16 protein-coding genes are annotated in these 17,299 nt (G+C 57.9%); 3 read left to right on the top strand and 13 right to left on the bottom strand.

What is annotated here, in order from left to right:
* Positions 1-31: 31 nt before the first annotated feature.
* Entirely contained in the window at positions 32-1,168 is a 1,137-nt protein-coding gene (gene pdxB, locus GUC22_RS07235) for a 4-phosphoerythronate dehydrogenase PdxB (protein ID WP_160183446.1), read from the bottom strand.
* A 110-nt stretch (positions 1,169-1,278) separates the two neighbouring features.
* Between pdxB and flk the strand changes: the two genes are divergently transcribed.
* A complete protein-coding gene (gene flk, locus GUC22_RS07230; protein ID WP_004870874.1) occupies positions 1,279-2,238 on the top strand; it encodes a flagella biosynthesis regulator Flk in 960 nt (319 codons plus the stop codon).
* Between the two features lie 40 nt (positions 2,239-2,278).
* Here flk and GUC22_RS07225 read toward each other — a convergent pair whose 3' ends face one another.
* Together GUC22_RS07225 and fabB are read right to left on the bottom strand one after the other, a co-directional pair.
* Positions 2,279-3,454: an MFS transporter gene (locus tag GUC22_RS07225; RefSeq protein ID WP_049088433.1), complete on the bottom strand. Its 1,176-nt coding sequence runs from the start codon at positions 3,452-3,454 to the stop codon at positions 2,279-2,281.
* Positions 3,455-3,660: 206 nt separating this feature from the next.
* Entirely contained in the window at positions 3,661-4,878 is a 1,218-nt protein-coding gene (gene fabB / locus GUC22_RS07220) for a beta-ketoacyl-ACP synthase I (protein ID WP_004123236.1), read from the bottom strand.
* 158 nt (positions 4,879-5,036) lie between these two features.
* Between fabB and mnmC the strand changes: the two genes are divergently transcribed.
* Positions 5,037-7,025 (top strand): bifunctional tRNA (5-methylaminomethyl-2-thiouridine)(34)-methyltransferase MnmD/FAD-dependent 5-carboxymethylaminomethyl-2-thiouridine(34) oxidoreductase MnmC, encoded by a 1,989-nt coding sequence (gene mnmC / locus GUC22_RS07215; protein ID WP_160183445.1) that lies wholly within the window; start codon positions 5,037-5,039, stop codon positions 7,023-7,025.
* Between the two features lie 55 nt (positions 7,026-7,080).
* Here mnmC and GUC22_RS07210 read toward each other — a convergent pair whose 3' ends face one another.
* Genes GUC22_RS07210 through prmB form a run of 6 tightly spaced genes read right to left on the bottom strand, consistent with a single transcriptional unit; the run spans position 7,081 to position 11,631 of the window.
* Positions 7,081-7,359: a YfcL family protein gene (locus tag GUC22_RS07210; protein WP_004870865.1), complete on the bottom strand. Its 279-nt coding sequence runs from the start codon at positions 7,357-7,359 to the stop codon at positions 7,081-7,083.
* Positions 7,360-7,390: 31 nt separating this feature from the next.
* Positions 7,391-7,939, bottom strand: coding sequence for an elongation factor P hydroxylase (locus GUC22_RS07205; protein ID WP_004870863.1), 549 nt, complete (start codon positions 7,937-7,939; stop codon positions 7,391-7,393).
* Positions 7,939-8,748 carry a sulfite exporter TauE/SafE family protein gene (locus GUC22_RS07200; RefSeq protein ID WP_024359293.1) on the bottom strand — a complete coding sequence of 270 codons (810 nt, stop codon included), beginning with the start codon at positions 8,746-8,748 and terminating at the stop codon, positions 7,939-7,941. Before GUC22_RS07200 ends, GUC22_RS07205 begins: the two co-directional genes overlap by 1 nt.
* Complete coding sequence (gene mepA, locus GUC22_RS07195) at positions 8,748-9,572, bottom strand: penicillin-insensitive murein endopeptidase (protein WP_142476447.1); 825 nt, start codon at positions 9,570-9,572, stop codon at positions 8,748-8,750. Before mepA ends, GUC22_RS07200 begins: the two co-directional genes overlap by 1 nt.
* Before the next feature lie 3 nt (positions 9,573-9,575).
* On the bottom strand, positions 9,576-10,661 hold the full coding sequence (gene aroC, locus GUC22_RS07190) for a chorismate synthase (protein ID WP_004852905.1): 1,086 nt from the start codon (positions 10,659-10,661) through the stop codon (positions 9,576-9,578).
* Between the two features lie 37 nt (positions 10,662-10,698).
* A complete protein-coding gene (gene prmB, locus GUC22_RS07185; protein ID WP_024359294.1) occupies positions 10,699-11,631 on the bottom strand; it encodes a 50S ribosomal protein L3 N(5)-glutamine methyltransferase in 933 nt (310 codons plus the stop codon).
* 167 nt (positions 11,632-11,798) lie between these two features.
* Here prmB and smrB point away from each other — a divergent pair, with 167 nt between their 5' ends.
* A complete protein-coding gene (gene smrB / locus GUC22_RS07180; RefSeq protein WP_004870851.1) occupies positions 11,799-12,350 on the top strand; it encodes an endonuclease SmrB in 552 nt (183 codons plus the stop codon).
* 20 nt (positions 12,351-12,370) lie between these two features.
* Here smrB and sixA read toward each other — a convergent pair whose 3' ends face one another.
* From sixA to GUC22_RS07160, 4 genes are all read right to left on the bottom strand, one after another.
* Positions 12,371-12,856 carry a phosphohistidine phosphatase SixA gene (gene sixA, locus GUC22_RS07175; RefSeq protein ID WP_004870849.1) on the bottom strand — a complete coding sequence of 162 codons (486 nt, stop codon included), beginning with the start codon at positions 12,854-12,856 and terminating at the stop codon, positions 12,371-12,373.
* A 209-nt stretch (positions 12,857-13,065) separates the two neighbouring features.
* Positions 13,066-15,210, bottom strand: a complete 2,145-nt coding sequence (gene fadJ, locus GUC22_RS07170; RefSeq protein WP_064343077.1) for a fatty acid oxidation complex subunit alpha FadJ — start codon at positions 15,208-15,210, stop codon at positions 13,066-13,068.
* Complete coding sequence (gene fadI / locus GUC22_RS07165) at positions 15,210-16,520, bottom strand: acetyl-CoA C-acyltransferase FadI (protein WP_004123265.1); 1,311 nt, start codon at positions 16,518-16,520, stop codon at positions 15,210-15,212. The genes fadJ and fadI overlap by 1 nt, the downstream gene beginning before the upstream one ends.
* 160 nt (positions 16,521-16,680) lie before the next feature.
* Complete coding sequence (locus GUC22_RS07160; protein ID WP_004870845.1) at positions 16,681-16,965, bottom strand: YfcZ/YiiS family protein; 285 nt, start codon at positions 16,963-16,965, stop codon at positions 16,681-16,683.
* Positions 16,966-17,299: the final 334 nt, after the last annotated feature.

Here is a 17,299-nt window from a genome sequence, read left to right as displayed (position 1 = left end):
CGGATTATCCAGCAGGAGCATTAAGATGATATTAACGAACAGGATGATGTACGGCGTTGAAGCCCAGCTGGTGCAACAGCGTCGCCGCCTGCACATCGCTGCACTGCACGTACAGCGAAGACCATTCACGGCGTTCCTGATAATTTTTGCGCAGTTTGTCGAACTCGCCCGCAACGCCCGCGACTTTTCGCAGCGGCGCATCATCGCGGCGCACATCATACACCAAATGCGCCAGCCGTTTTAGCGTTGCCTGATCGAGCGGCCCGTGCAGCGTAATGCGGCCAAATTCCGGCGCCGGCAGCAATGTGTCCAGCGCCACCTGCTGCGGATGACCAATAAACGCGCTGTAGGCCTCAAAAACCTGCGTCGTGCCGCGCGCTTTTCCTTCAAGGGTATAACCGGCAATATGCGGCGTACCAATATCCACCCGCTTGAGCAATTCGGTATTCAGGTCCGGCTCCGGCTCCCAGACATCCAGTACCACGCTTAACGACTGATTGGCCTGCAGCCGCTGCAGCAGCGCGGCGTTATCCACCACTGGCCCACGGCAGGCGTTGATTAAAATCGTCCCCGGCTTCAGGCGGCGAATCAGCGCCTCATCCGCCAGGTGCAGCGTTTTGTACTGCCCTTCCTTATAGAGCGGCGTATGGAAAGTCAGAATGTCCGCTTCCTGCACCAGCTCGTCGAGGGTGTGAAAATCGCCCTCATCGCCACGATCGGCGCGCGGCGGATCGCAAAGCAGGGTTTTTATTCCCAGCGCCTCAAGGCGCTTTTGCAGGCGCCCGCCCACGTTACCGACGCCCACGATCCCGACGGTACGGTCGCTAAGCGCAAAACCATCGCGCTCGGCCAGTATTAACAGCGCCGAAAACACATATTCCACCACCGCGATAGCGTTGCAGCCCGGGGCAGCGGAAAAGCCGATTCCCGCCTGCTGCAGCCACGCCTGATCGACATGATCGGTACCCGCCGTCGCGGTGCCAACAAATTTGATCGCCTTGCCGGAAAGCAGCGCTTCGTTAACTTTGGTGACGGATCGCACCATCAGCGCATCGGCGTCATTCAACGCATCGACCGGGACAGGGCGGCCAGCAACGGCCTTGACTTCCCCCAGGCGGCTAAAAAGCTCGCGCGCATAGGGCATATTTTCATCAACGAGGATTTTCACGGTTCAGTACCTGTCTGAGAGCGAGAGTAAACCGGGGAAGTGTGCCATAATCTGGCCGCCAGGAACATCATCACCCGGCCCTTAGTACAGCAATACGCAAAGGATTAATCATGACGCAACCCGTTTCAGGTATGTCCGAACGCCCTCCGGGATCGGGCGAACCTCCGCTCACCACTCAGCAGCGTACCGCGCTTGAGCGGCTCATTACGCGCCTGGTGGCCTTAACCTCGCAGCAAAATGCGGAAGTGTGGGCCTGCGTAAAACACGATCTTAGCCTGAAAAACGATGCGCCGCTGCTGGCAAGCCATTTTGCCGCCGCCGAGCACAGCCTGAACCAGCGCTTAATCCTCGCCCAGCAAAATCATCACCGTCGGCAAATCCTGGCGCAGCTGAGCGAACTGCTGAACCAGGGCAACAATCGCCAGGCGGTCAGCGATTATATTCGTCAGCATGACGGTCAAACCGCGCTGCATGCATTGACCCAGCCGCAGCTGGAGAATGTTCTGCAGCTCCTGCAAAGCGGCCAGCTGTCGATTCCTCAGCCGCAGCAGCGCCCGCCAACGCATCGTCCGCTGCTGCCAGCGGAGCACAACACGCTCAATCAGCAGGTGACCAAACTCGCCGCGGCCACCGGCGAGTCCAGCAAGCTTATCTGGCAATCCATGCTGGAGCTAAGCGGCGTCAAGAGCGGAGAGCTGATCCCGGCGACCCACTTTACGCCCCTCTCCTACTGGCTCCACGCGCGGCAAACGCTCAGTTCTCAGGCTGCGCCGACGCTGACCTCGCTGCAGGCCGCATTAAAACAGCCGCTTGAAGCCGCGGAATGGCAAAGAGTGATGGATTTTGCCCAAACCCACTGGCACGCGACGGCGCAAACGCCGCTCAGCGCGGCTCAGCTGCTGACGCTGCTTAACAAAATTTTCGTGCTCAGGGTCGCCAGAGCCCAGGAGACGCTGGCGATCCCGCCGGTTCAGGCGCCTTCCGCCTCACCGTGGCTGGCATTGAAAAAACCGTGGGTTATCGCGCTGGCAGCTATCGTGGCGCTTGGCCTGCTGTGGCTGGTGATTTAAAGACATCTCATCGGCCCGCATGGCGGGCCGAATGAAAGCGCTACTTACGCAGCGACACCAGGGTAACCAGGATCCCCAGCACGGCGCATATTGCCGCGGCCAGGAAGACCGAAGAGTAGCCCAACGAAGTCGCGAGCAGCCCGGTAAGCGGGCCGGTGACGCCGTAGGAGATATCCTGAAACGCGGCATAGCCGCCAAGCGCCGTTCCCCGTACCTGCGGCGGTACCCGCTTCACGACCTCGACGCCCAGCGCCGGGAAGATAAGCGAGCATCCGCAGCCAGTTAGCGCCGCGCCAGCCAGCGCGATCCAGGCATCGGGCGCCTGCCAAAGCAGCGCCAGGCCTATCGCTTCAATCAGCAGCGAAACGATGGCCACTTTTACCCCGCCGAAGCGATCCGGCATCCAGCCAAACAGCACGCGCATCAGCACGAATGCCCCGCCAAACGCGGTCAGCGTAAAGCCGGCCATCGCCCAGCCGTTGCTGGCGAAATACAAAGAGACAAAGGTGCCAATTACCGCGAAGCCAACGCCCTGAAGGCCAAGACCGATACCGGGCCGCCAGATCATCCCAACCACGCTCCACAGCGACGGGCGCTCGCCGCCGTGAGCAGGAATTTTACGCACCGTGCCGTTAATCGCCCAGGCCACTAACGGCAGTACCATGGTGACGCAGGCCAGCGCCGCGACGCCGTAATGGCTGTAGATTAGCAGCCCCAGCGGGGCCCCGGCCGCCAGCGAGCCGTAGATCGCCATGCCGTTCCATGACATGACTTTACCGGATCGCATGGGACCCACCAGCCCCATCCCCCAGCTTAAATTCCCGGTGAGCAGCTGGCTTTCCCCAAACCCCAGGATCAGGCGGCCAAGCACCAGCAGGCCAAACTTCGCCATCACCGGCACTGGCAGCAGCGCGGCGCACAGCCAGGCGCCCCCCGCCAGCGCGCAGGCCAGCATCCCCTGCAGGACAGAGCGTTTGGCGCCGTACTGGTCGGCAAGGCGGCCGGCATAGCCGCGGGTTAATACGGTCGCCAGAAACTGAATACCGACAGCGATGCCAACCATGGTGTTGCCGAATCCCAGCTCCTGATGGACAAACAAGGGGATAACCGGTAGCGGCAGGCCGACGGTCATATAGGTCAGAAAAACGGCGAAAGTGATGCGAAACAGCGAACCATTCGCTGAAGGGGTATGTTTTGTTTCAGTGACTGCGGACATGCTTTACTCCAGTTCGCAGAGTAAGGCGAGGTGATAGCCACGCCCCCTCCACCTGATTATCAGGGTTAAGGCGCGTTGGATGACGTTAAACGCTTACGCATTATCTGAGAGACTAATGTTGTGGCAGGAGTTTGCCTTTTCGCGCAGGGGTCTGTCAAGAATACAAAAAAGGGGAGCCAACGGGCTCCCCTGGTAAAGCGTGCTCGTTATGCGCTGTATTTGCGCATCACCAGCGTGGCGTTAGTCCCGCCAAAGCCGAAGCTGTTAGACATCACGGTCTTCAGCGCGCGTTCAGTCGGCTCGGTCACGATATTCAGGCCAGCCGCCTGCTCATCCATCTCTTCAATGTTGATGCTCGGGGCAATAAAGCCGTGTTCCAGCATCAGCAGGGAGTAGATAGCTTCCTGTACGCCAGCGGCGCCCAGGGAGTGGCCGGTCATCGCTTTGGTCGCGGAGATAGCCGGGCTGTTATCGCCAAAGACTTCACGAATCGCCCCCAGCTCCTTCACATCGCCTACCGGGGTAGAGGTGCCGTGGGAGTTCAGGTAGTCAATCGGCGTATCAACGCCGTCCATCGCCATCTTCATGCAGCGAACCGCGCCTTCACCGGACGGGGCAACCATGTCTGCGCCATCGGACGTTGCGCCGTAGCCAACGATTTCAGCATAGATGTGCGCGCCGCGCGCCAGGGCATGTTCCAGCTCTTCAACCACAACCATGCCGCCGCCGCCCGCGATAACGAAACCATCACGGTGGGTGTCATAGGTACGAGACGCTTTTTCCGGCGTTTCGTTGTACTTGGTGGACAGCGCGCCCATCGCGTCGAATTCACACGCCATTTCCCAGCACAGCTCTTCGCCGCCGCCGGCAAACACGATATCCTGTTTGCCCAGCTGGATTTGTTCAACGGCGTTACCGATGCAGTGGGCGGAAGTCGCGCAGGCGGAGCTGATGGAGTAGTTCACGCCGTAGATTTTGAACGGTGTTGCGAGGCAAGCGGATACCGCTGACGCCATCGCTTTGGTCACCACGTAAGGGCCAACCGCTTTCAGGCCGCGCGGGCTACGCATTGCGTCAGCGCCGAAAACCTGAGATTTAGAAGAACCGCCGGAACCGGCGATCAGACCCACGCGCGGGTTTTGCTGATAGACTTCATCTTTCAGGCCAGCATCTTCAATAGCCTGCTGCATAGAGAGATAGGAATAGATTGAGGCATCGTTCATGAAACGAACCACTTTACGGTCGATCAAGCCGGTGGTGTCCAGTTTGACGTTGCCCCATACGTGGCTGCGCATTCCCGAATCTTTAAACTCTTCAGAGAAAGTGATCCCGGAGCGTCCTTCACGCAGAGATGCCAGGACTTCCTGCTGGTTATTACCAATACTGGAAACGATGCCCAGGCCAGTAATCACTGCACGTTTCATTCAATACCTCTGTAAGTCGCACTATAGTAAGTTTCGAGTCGCACAATAGCGTACACTTGTACGCCGAACAAGTCCGATCAGCCATTTTGTGTATAAATTTGCGCCCTCAGGCACACATCGTTAAGATCGTTCTACGCCTTGTGATTCGAGTAACTTACGTGAAACAAAACGCCATACAACCTGCCAACCTGGAATTCAACGCTGAGGGTACACCTGTTTCCCGAGATTTTGATGATGTGTACTTTTCCAATGACAACGGTCTGGAAGAGACGCGCTACGTCTTCCTCGGCGGCAATCGGCTCAATGAACGCTTTCCAGGGCATCCCCGCCCGTTTTTTGTGGTTGCCGAAAGCGGGTTCGGTACCGGCCTCAATTTCCTCACGCTGTGGCAGGCGTTTGACGTTTTTCACCGCGAGAATCCACAAGCTACCCTGCAAAGATTACATTTCATCAGTTTCGAAAAATTTCCGCTGAAAGCGGACGACCTGCGCCTCGCTCACCAGCGCTGGCCGGAGCTTGCAAGCTGGGCCGAGCAGCTGCAGGCGCAGTGGCCTCTGCCCATCGCGGGCTGCCATCGTCTGCTGCTGGACGAGGGCCGGGTCACGCTGGACTTGTGGTTTGGCGATATTAATGAGCTGACCAACGAGCTCGATGATTCGCTTAATCGGCAGGTGGATGCCTGGTTTCTCGACGGCTTTGCCCCCGCAAAAAACCCGGACATGTGGACGGCGGAGCTGTTTGCGGCGATGGCCCGTCTGGCCAGACCCGGCGGCACCCTGGCGACCTTCACCTCCGCCGGTTTTGTGCGCCGCGGGCTGCAGGAAGCCGGCTTCAGCATGCACAAGCGCAAGGGTTTTGGCCGCAAGCGCGAAATGCTCACCGGTGAAATGCTTCAGACGCTGGAGATCCCCGCACGCGCGCCGTGGTTTGCCCGCAGCGGTACGGAACAGCGCGATGCGGCAATCATCGGCGGGGGGATCGCCAGCGCCCTGCTCGCGCTGGCGCTGCTGCGCCGCGGATGGCTGGTGACGTTATACTGCGCCGACAGCGCGCCGGCCGAAGGCGCCTCCGGAAACCGCCAGGGCGCGCTCTATCCGCTGCTCAGCCAGCACGATCCCGCCCTGGCCCGCTTCTTCCCGGCGGCGTTTACTTTCGCCCGCCGTCTGTACGACACGCTGCCGGTGATGTTCGATCATGAATGGTGCGGCGTGACGCAACTGGGCTGGGATGTCAAAAGCGCGCAGAAAATCGCTCAGATGATTGAGCTTAATCTGCCGCCGGAAATCGCCGTCGCCGTGGACGCCGAGGCCGCAGAGCAACAAACCGGTGTCGAAACCGGCTGCGGGGGCATCGCCTATCCGGCAGGCGGCTGGCTTTGTCCGCAGCAGTTAACCGCTGAGCTGCTGGCCCTCGCCGCGACTCGCGGACTCCGCGTTCACTACGATTACCCGGTAGAGGCTCTCAGCGCAGACAATAGCGGCTGGCAGTTAAACCAGCGCCAGTACCACGAGGTCGTGATACTGGCCAACGGCCATCGGTTGACCCACTTCATCCAGACGGAGCATCTTCCCATGTACCCGGTTGCCGGTCAGGTCAGCCATATTCCGACAACGCCAGGGCTATCGAAATTGCGCCAGGTCCTGTGCTACAACGGCTACCTGACGCCGCAAAACCCGCATAATCAGCAGCACTGCATTGGCGCAAGCTACCACCGAGGACAGGCAGATGCCGCGTTTAGCGCCGACGATCAGCAGCAGAATCGGCAGCGCCTGATTGACTGCTTCCCGCAGGCGGAATGGACGCGGGAAGTAGACGTGAGCGCGAATCAGTCACGCAGCGGCGTGCGCTGCGCAACCCGCGATCATTTGCCGATGGTCGGCAACGTGCCTGATTATGACGCTACCTTAAGCGCATATGCCTCGCTGGCTGAACGCCAGGAGCAGGCCGGAGAAGCGCCGGTTTACCGCAACCTGTATATGTTGGGCGCGCTGGGTTCACGCGGCCTGTGCTCCGCGCCGCTGGCGGCTGAAATTCTGGCGTCGCAAATGAGCAATGAGCCATTACCGATGGATAAAGAAACGCTGGCGGCGCTGAACCCTAACCGGCTATGGGTCAGAAAGCTGCTGAAAGGGAAAGCGGTGAAATAATCGAGGGAAAATCGGGCCCGGCGGAGCGATCGCCGGGCTTTGGCAGAAAGCAGAACTATTTCTGCATCGCCTTCTGATACAGACTGTTCCACATTTCCTGCACCAGAATCTGATCCGGCGGCGACAGTTCGCCCGCGCTGATGGCTTTTTCAAGGCTCTGGGCGACTTTGTCATGCACCGCTTGCGCAGTATGCTCGCCCTCTCCTTCCAGCTCGGCCACCGCCAGCGTCAGGTGGCCGCGCAGATAACCGCCGGCAAACAGTTCGTCATCACTGGCGTGGTCGACCATATTATCAATTAACGCCAGAATGCGTGATTCAAACTCCGCGATCATCTTCTTTCCTCATAGTATGTAAAGCGTGGCCTTAATGCAGGTCTTCCGGCCACGGGAACTGTTCTGCCGTCAAGGGCGGCGTTTGGTAATATTCTTGCAGCGCCTTAATGAAACGCGCGGGACGCTCGGGGATCCCCTGCTCCAGATAGGTCATCACCTGGGCATGCACACGCCGCTGAAAAGCGATGCGGTCGGGTTCAAAATCCCCCTCCAGGTTGTCGCAGCTGACGTTAAATGGATATCCCGCCGCCACGCAAAACAGCCAATCGAATGCCTGAGGCTTCACCTCGACGTCTTCAAATTTAGACTGAGTCATCGCGTCGCGACCGTCCGGGCAGTACCAGTAACCGAAATCAACCTGCTCGCGGCGCGCCTTTCCGGCAATGCACCAGTGCGATATCTCGTGCAGTCCGCTGGCATAAAAGCCGTGGGCAAAGACGATGCGGTTGTAAGGCACGTCATCATCTGCCGGAAGATAGATCGGTTCGTCATCGCCTTTAATCAGACGGGTATTAAAATCGTCAGCAAAACAGCCGTCGAAGATCGCGATCAGCTGTTCGTATTTATGCGTGCTGTTCATTAGTTCATCCCCAGCCAGTGGAGGATCTCCTGTCCATGGCTGTCATAAAGCAGTTTTGCACTCATCACCGCCGACACCACGACGATCATCGGTCGAATCAGTGACTGTCCTTTGCTCAGCACCAGCCGCGATCCCGCGCGAGCGCCGATAAATTGCCCGGCCATCATCACAAAGCCGGTAGCCCAAATGACCTTGCCGCCGATGATGAACAGCAGCAGGCCGCCAACGTTAGACGTCGCGTTCAGCAATTTCGCATGTGCGGTCGATTTCGCCAGGTTGAACCCGGCCAGCGTGACGAACGCCAGCGCGTAAAAAGATCCGGCGCCCGGGCCAAAGAAACCGTCGTAAAAGCCAACGCAGCCGCCGGCGATCAGGGCAAACGGCAGGCCATACAGACGGCGCTGCCGGTCCTCTTCGCCGAGCTTCGGCATCAACAGAAAATAGAGGCCGATACCGATAACCAGAATGGGCAGTATTTGCTTAAGAACGTCGGACTGAACGTGCTGAACCAGCAGCGCGCCGCCGGTCGAGCCGAGAAAGGTCATCAGAATATTCAGCTTCTGATCGGCCAGATTCACCACCTTGCGGCGAATGAAATACAGCGAAGCGGACAGCGACCCGCCGCAGGCCTGCAGCTTGTTGGTGGCCAGCGCCTGCGCAGGGGGAAGACCCGCCGCCATCAGGGCCGGAACGGTCAATAACCCGCCGCCGCCCGCCAGAGAATCGATGAAACCCGCCAGAATGGCCACGAAGAACAGTACGACCAGTACCGTCGGTGACACCATAAAAACGTCGATAAAACTATCCATTAAAGAATATGCTCATCCAGTAGCGCCTGGCAGGAAGGCGGCAGCGGAGGCGGCGTCTTCTTCACAGGAGGGGTTGATCCGGGTTTAGGGGGTTCAAACCAGCTTTGCAATTCCGCGCCGCAGCCATCGCCAGCCGGAGGCGGGGCCTGATCTTCACACTCGAGGCTGCCGGCCGGGCAGCGCAAGCGTACGTGCATATGCGCGCGGTGCTGGAACCACGGGCGGACCTTGCGTAGCCAGCCGCGATCGTTACCGGCATCCAGGCACAGTTGCTGCTTAATCGCCGGGTTGACGAAAATACGCGTGACTTCGCTATCTTCCGCCGCCATCTTAATCAGCTGGCTGATTTGCGGGCTCCATAGCGACGGTACCACGCGCTTGCCGTCGCGGGCCACCAGATCCAGAGCCTGTGGTTTCAGCAACTGAGCTGAACTCCAGCGCGCCTGCGGCAACTGAAGAAAAATATCGACGTCCAGCCCGGACTGATGGCTGGCGTGGCCGCCGTTAAAGCGTCCCCCGGCCGGCATACCCATGTCGCCAATCAGCACCGTCCCCATGCCTTTATTGTGCGCCTGATTGCTCAGACGTTGAATAAACTGCACGAGGTCCGGATGGCCGAAGTAGCGGTTCTGATCGGTACGCATCACCTGATAGCCGGTGGCGTTTAACGGCAGCGCCTGGGCGCCAACGATACAGCCATTGGCAAAGGCGCCAATGGACTGCGGGCTGCCGCTAACGGGCTGCGTGATTTTCTGCCACGGCGTTGCCGCCAGGCTGGTAGCGCTGGCGAGGAGCGCCAGCAGTGCGATAACGGTTTTTTTCATCTATTACCAGCGTGGAATTGATGTCGTCACGTCGCCGTTTTGCGCGCGCTGACGCATAAAGTGATCCATTAACACGATCGCCAGCATCGCTTCGGCAATAGGTACCGCACGAATACCGACGCATGGATCGTGACGCCCTTTGGTGATCATCTCGACTTCTTCGCCAAAGCGATTGATCGTGTGTCCAGGTACGGTGATGCTTGAGGTCGGCTTCAGCGCGATATTCGCCACGATCTGCTGACCGCTGCTGATGCCGCCGAGAATGCCGCCCGCGTGGTTGCTCTGGAAGCCCGCTTTGGTAATTTCATCGCGGTTTTCGCTGCCGCGCAGTTTCACCACCTCAAAACCATCGCCAATTTCCACGCCCTTCACCGCATTGATGCTCATCAGCGCGTGCGCGATATCGGCATCCAGGCGGTCGAATACCGGCTCGCCCAGCCCCGGCGGTACGCCATCGGCCACCACGGTAACCTTCGCCCCGATGGAGTCGCCCTCTTTTTTCAGGCCGCGCATCAGTTCATCAAGCGCTTCGATTTTGTCCGGATCCGGGCAGAAGAACGGGTTCTGCTCTACCTGATCCCACGCTTTTATCGCCAGCGGGATATCGCCCATCTGGGTCAGGCAACCGCGAATCACAATACCGAATTTCGCGGCGAGGAATTTCTTGGCAATCGCCCCGGCGGCCACGCGCATGGCGGTTTCACGCGCAGAGGAACGACCGCCGCCGCGATAGTCGCGCAGACCATATTTCTGCTCGTAGGTGTAGTCAGCGTGTCCCGGACGGAAAACGTCCTTAATGGCGCCGTAGTCCTGAGAACGCTGGTCGGTATTCTCAATCAGCAGGCCAATGCTGGTCCCGGTGGTCACGCCCTCGAATACGCCGGAGAGGATCTTCACCTGGTCCGGCTCGCGGCGCTGGGTGGTATAGCGCGAGGTTCCCGGACGACGGCGATCGAGATCGTGCTGGAGATCGGCTTCGGTTAGCGGAATGCCTGGCGGCACGCCGTCAACGATGCAGCCCAGCGCCAGGCCATGCGATTCGCCGAACGTCGTGACGCGAAAGAGTTGTCCAATTGTGTTTCCTGCCATCACGGCTCCGTTTTTGTCGTTATGTTTGCGTGTTGTTTTAGTCTTTATAGATGCCGAAATGCGCGCGGGCGGCAATCAGCTGCGGTTTGGTCAGCATAAAGACGCCATCGCCGCCATTTTCAAACTCCAGCCAGGTAAACGGCACGTCAGGATATTGCTCCATCAGATGTACCATGCTGTTACCGACTTCACAAATCAGGATACCGTCATCGCTGAGATAATCCGGCGCGCAGGCCAGGATCCGGCGGGTCAACTTCAGGCCATCGCTGCCGGAAGCCAATCCCAGAACCGGTTCATGGCGATATTCGCCCGGCAGGTCGGACATATCTTCTTCATCAACGTACGGTGGATTGGTCACGATCAGATCGTATTGCACCTTCGGCAGATCGCGGAATAGATCGGAGCGAATCGGCGTCACGTTATGAATTAAGCCGTGATCTTCCACGTTCTGCTCGGTCACGGCCAGCGCGTCAAGAGAAATATCCACCGCATCGACTTCCGCTTCCGGGAAAGCGTATGCGCAGGCGATGGCGATACAGCCGCTGCCGGTGCACATATCGAGGATGTGCTGCGGATAGTGGTCAATCAGGCCGGAAAAATGGTTATTAATGAGTTCGCCAATCGGCGAGCGCGGCACCAGCACGCGCTCATCAACGTAAAACTCATGGCCGCAGAACCAGGCTTTGTTGGTCAGATAAGCGACCGGAATGCGCTCGTTAATACGGCGAATGACGCGCTCAACGATGCGATGTTTTTCGCTGGAAGTCAGACGCGCGGTACGCATATCTTCCGGAATATCAAGCGGCAGATACAGCGACGGCATCACCAGCTGTACGGCTTCATCCCACGGGTTATCAGTGCCGTGTCCGTACCAGATATTTGCAGCGCTGAAGCGGCTTACCGCCCAACGCAGCATGTCCTGAATGGTATGAAGCTCATTAACGGCTTCATCAACAAAAATTTTATCCACGCTATCCCCCAGGGCACGCTCTGCTATAAATTCGGCGGCTAGTTTGCCACGAAGACGGGGATAAATCAGCATTCTTACGTCAGGCTGAAGGGGAAAAATAGGTTTTCCTTGCCTGGATGCGTGGCGAGTCGGGTAAACTACCGACAAAGAAAAAATGAGATCAGGTAATGAAAAAGAAAACATCGCTAAGCGAGGAGGATCAGGCATTGTTCCGGCAGCTGATGACCGGCACGCGTCAGATTAAGCAGGACACTATCGTTCATCGCCCGCTACGCAAAAAAATCGCTGAGGTCCCACCCAAGCGGCTGCTTCAGGAACAGGCTGACAATAGCCACTACTTTTCCGATGAGTTTCAGCCGCTGCTGAATACTGAAGGCTCGGTGAAGTACGTGCGCTCGGACGTCAGCCACTTTGAGCTGAAGAAGCTGCGTCGGGGTGATTATTCGCCGGAGCTGTTTCTCGACCTGCACGGGTTAACCCAGCAGCAGGCCAAGCAGGAGCTGGGAGCCTTGATTGCCGCCTGTCGTCGCGAGCATGTATTCTGCGCCTGCGTGATGCACGGGCACGGGAAGCATATTCTCAAACAGCAGACGCCGCTGTGGCTGGCTCAGCACCCGCATATTATGGCGTTTCATCAGGCACCAAAAGAGTACGGCGGCGACGCCGCACTGCTGGTACTGATTGAAGTTGAAGAGTGGCAACCGCCGGAGCTTCCGTAAAACGTCAGCCCCGGAGGGGATCAGATAGCTTTCGCCATCTTCAAATTGCAGGGGCTCATTTGCCAGTTGAATTCGCCTTTGCCGCTGGCATCAAGCGTAACGCAGGCAATCGCCGAAGTGGTGAACATCGGGGGCGTTTCCCCCGGGCACAGCTCTGAGACGAGGTACCCCACCAGAGGGAGGTGGGACACGACCAGCGCCGTCGCCACACCTTCATTCGCCAGCGCCTGCAGATAAGCGCTAACCATGCCAACATCGCCGCACGGCGTGAGTTCCGGCATCACGTCGACATCTTTTGGCAGATTCATGCACTCCCCAACAATTTCCAGCGTCTGTTCTGCACGCAGGAAGGGACTCACAAGAACCCGCTCAATATCCACTTTTTGACCTTTCAGCCAGGTTGCCATCTGACGAGACTCATCGCAACCGCAGACGGTTAATGGACGAACCGAGTCACTGGCTGCATCGAGGGCAGCGTCGCCGTGACGCATGATAAAAACTTGCATATTGCACCGCTTTTGTTAACCAGAAGCACCGCGGTCTTACCGACGTAGATGATACGCAGGTGACCCGGTGGCCGGGCATTGTGCCTGATCCATTCAACGAATGAAACGCTGTTTTTTACCTCAATGGCGTAAGTATAGTCAACTATTGCTTACAAAATCGCCAAAGCGCAGCGCCGTACGTTGCCGGATTTACCTTCTTTGACCATAACTTAGGTCCTACGTTCCTCAGCGGGCCAAAAGGTCGCCCCCTGCTCGGCCATGTGTAACAAAGTGTCACATGGTGTAAAACGCGGGCCGTACTGAGCGGCCAGGCGCTGCAGTATCGCCGCGACCTCCCCCGCTCCCAGGGTATCCATATAGCGGAACGGGCCGCCAAGAAACGGCGGAAAACCAATGCCAAACACGGCGCCGATGTCGCCATCGCGGGCGCTGCGAACCACTCGCTCATCGAAGCAGCGCGCCGCTTCGTTAAGCATCATCATCACGCAACGTTCCGCCACCTGCTGTTCTGACAAGCGCGCCTGCGGAGAGGAAATACCCAGTAAAGAGTAGATAGCCGGGTCGGGCCGTTTTTTGCTTTTACGCCCTTTTGCCGCATAAAGATAGAAACCCCGGTTATTTTTTCTCCCTTTGCGATCGTCATTCAGAATCGAGCTAATGATGTTTGCAGGCGGGCTGAAACGTTCTCCCCACGCAGCTTCCAGCACCGGGATAATTTTGGTACCGGTATCGATCCCCACTTCATCAAGGAGCTGAATCGGGCCAACCGGAAAACCGAATTTAACCAAAGCGTTATCAATATGCTCTACCGGCTCGCCTTCCATCAACAGGCGCATGGCTTCATTTATGTAGGGGGCCAGAATGCGGTTAACATAAAAGCCCGCTTTATCGGCGACGACAATCGGCGTTTTCCCCTGCAGTTTCGCCAGCTTAACCGCTGTCGCAATTGTCTGCCGATCCGTACCGATATGGGGAATCACCTCCACCAGCGGCATTTTGTCTACCGGACTAAAGAAGTGAAGCCCGATGACCCGCTGCGGCCTGCTTGCCTGCGCCGCGATCTCGCCGATCGGTAAAGACGATGTATTAGAAGCAAAGATCGTCTCCGGACGACAGTGCTGTTCAACTTCGCTGACCATTTTTTGCTTGAGCGCAAGATCTTCAAATACCGCCTCGATCACCACATCGCGATGTGCGAATCCCTGGTAATCTAACGAGCCGGAAATTAATCCTATCTGGCGATCGCGCTCACTGGCGCGCAGATAGCGGCGACGCACCTGTTTGTCGAGCAGATCCCAGCTGTACTTCAGCGCGTGATTTATCCCGCGCGGCTGAATGTCCTTAATGCGTACCGGTAATCCGCCTTTGCATGCGGTGACGTAAGCGATACCGCCCCCCATCAGTCCTCCGCCAAGGATGCCCACGCTGCGCAGCGCGACGGGCTCAGCATCCGCGCCGCGATCTTTTTTCAGATCGGTGCTGGCGAAAAAAATCGACCGTAGCGCCTGCGATTGCGGCGTCATCGCCAGCTCGCCAAAAGCGCGAGCCTCCTCTGCATAGCCGCTGCTGCAGCCCTGCGCCAGCCCGGTTTCCATCACCTGCAGAATGCGCTCAGTTGCCGGGTAGTTTCCCTGGGTTTTGTGATGCGTCTTTTTCGCTACCAGACGAAACAGCAGGCTGCGGCCAAGCGGGCCTGCGAGAATACGTTCGCGCGCCGGAACAGTGCGGCTTGCCGGGCGACCTTTGAGCGCCAGTTCAACCGCGGTTTGCAGAAGGATAGTCTGCGCCACCACCTCATCGACCAGCCCCGCCTTCAGGGCCTGACGCGGGCGAAGCTGCTTACCGGTGAGGATCATCTCCAGCGCGCCGCTGACGCCAATTAATCGCGGTAGGCGCTGAGTTCCTCCGGAGCCGGGCAGCAGCCCTAGCTGAACCTCCGGCAGACCAAGCCGGGTTTTATCGTCATCGCTACATACCCGCCCGTGGCAGGCCAGCGCCAGCTCAAGCCCTCCGCCCAGACATGCGCCGTGGATAGCGGCAATCACCGGAATCGACAGCCCGTGGATCTCGGCCATGATTTGCTGACCCTGGCGGGCCAGCGCTTCAGCTTCCTGAGCGGAATGGCAGCGGGCAATCATATTGATATCCGCCCCGGCGATAAAATTATCCGGTTTTGCCGAGATAAACACCGCGCCGCGCAGTTCTTTATTGTCACGGATCTGACGGATGATCCCCCGAACCTCGCTGGCGAACTCAGCTTTCAGGGTATTCATTTTTTCGCCGGGCGCGTCAATGGTGATGACGGCGATATTGTCCGGGCGAACCTCAAGCGTAAATGCCGATACGGTTTCCATTATTCGGCCTCCAGAACCATCGCTGAACCCAATCCACCCGCCGCGCAGGCGGTGACCAGCCCAAACCCTCCGCCGCGACGGCGCAGCTCATGCAGCGTTTGGGTAATCATCCGCGCGCCGGTGGCGGCAAACGGATGACCGTAGGCAATCGAGCCACCTAGCACGTTAAATTTACTCTCGTCCACTTCCCCGATCGCCTGAGAGCGGCCAAGCACTTCGCGGGCAAAGCGATCGCTGGCCATACAATGCAGGTTAGCCAGCGTTTGCGCGGCAAAAGCTTCGTGCATATCAATCAGGGTCAAATCAGCCAGCGTCAGCCCCGCTCTTTCCAGCGCCAGCGGCGTCGACCAGGCCGGGCCCAGCAGCATATCCTGGCGAACATCAATCGCGGTAAAAGCGTAGCTTCGCAGATAGCCCAACGGGACAAGACCCAGCTCTTTCGCCCGGGACTCGGTCATCAGAATCACCGCCGCTGCCCCATCGGTCAACGGCGTACTGTTAGCGGCGGTCACGCTCCCGTGTTGGCGATCGAAGGCCGGGCGTAACTTTTGGTAATCCGCCAGGGTTGAATTTTTACGAATATTATTATCCTGTTCCAGCGGCTCACGGAACGGCGGCGTATACGCCGTCATCACTTCTGCCGATAGCTTCCCTTCCTCCCAGGCTTTGGCGGCAAGCTGGTGCGAACGAAGCGCCAGCGCATCCTGCCGTTCGCGGGTGATACCCCAGGTTTTCGCCATTTGTTCGGCGGTATCCCCCATTCGCAGGCCGGTTGAGTATTCGGCAACGGCTGGCGGTACGGGCAAAAGGTCGCGAAAACGCAGACGGGAAAATAGCTTAAGGCGCTGCCCCAGCGTACGGGCTTTATTGGCATCCACCAGCGTTCGGGCAAGTTTTTTGCTGACACCAATGGGTAATACGGAAGAGGAGTCGGCCCCGCCGGCGATACCCGCGCGAATAGTGCCTGCCATCAGGCTTTCCGCGACGTTGGCCACCGCCTGAAAGCTGGTCGCGCAGGCGCGGCTGACGCTGTAGGCATCAGTATGCACGCTCATACCGGTCCCCAGTACAATTTCCCGGGCAATATTCGGCGCTTCCGGCATCTGCACCACCTGACCAAATACCAGCTGTTCTATTATGTCCGCGGGGATAGTACTGCGAGCCAGCATTTCGCCGACCACCAGTTTACCTAAATCAACGGCCGGCACGCCGTGGAAAGCCGTCGCCTGTCGGGCAAACGGAGTACGTAAACCGCTGACTATCGCGATACGATCGCCCTGGCGGGTGACTAGCGGTAATGCCTGACTCATAACGCTCCCCTGTTAACCGATAAAACAAAGTGGTCTGACCTGATAACAGTTTTAACTAATATTTTACATTAAGCCAATCGGGGAAGCGAAAAAGTGGGAGCCAAAACACATTGATTAGAAAAGGTAACGCCCCTGCCATGAGGGGCGTCCGGGGAAAGGATTAGCGCAGGCCGAGCTGGAAAATCAGGGTTTCAGCTTCACAGCTGAACACGAAATCGATATCCAGCTTCACGCCACCCTCTACGTCTGTAAAGGTCGGGGTGATTTTGCACGGCTCAGATTCAACGTTACGCGCTCTTTCGCTTAATGCGGCGAGCGTTTCTTCTGCCTCGGCACGGTTCGCAAACACGCGGCTATAGGATGCGGTGCAATCGGTGTTGTCCATAATGGTGCCAACATCCATACAGCAGCAAACCGGGGTTTCATCAGCACTGCATTTACTCATCGTAGATTTCCTCTGTATATGCACTCAAAGTGCCAGACAAACAATGTGCTTATTTTACGCCCAGGGCATGCCAGCCTCCAGTCGTTAATGGCGACAAACGGGATAAGTGACCGAAATCACACTTAAAAATGATCCAAAACAAAAACCGCCCACTTTGGGTATCAGCTGCCCCAGCAAAATTGCCAACTGGATCGCGTTTCTTAGATCACAATTGAAAAAACTTATAAACAAACTTGCAACATATCATCTGGTCAGACCTATACTCAGCGCACTGGTCTGATTTCTCTGTTGTAAAGCAGACCCTACACTTCGCGCTCCTGTTACAGCATGTAAC

It is taken from the genome of Klebsiella sp. MPUS7, from assembly GCF_009905335.1.
GTDB classification, from domain to species: Bacteria; Pseudomonadota; Gammaproteobacteria; order Enterobacterales; family Enterobacteriaceae; genus Klebsiella; species Klebsiella grimontii.
The sequence above is the reverse complement of the archived record's forward strand: the minus strand, read 5'-3'. Positions and strand labels throughout refer to the sequence as shown.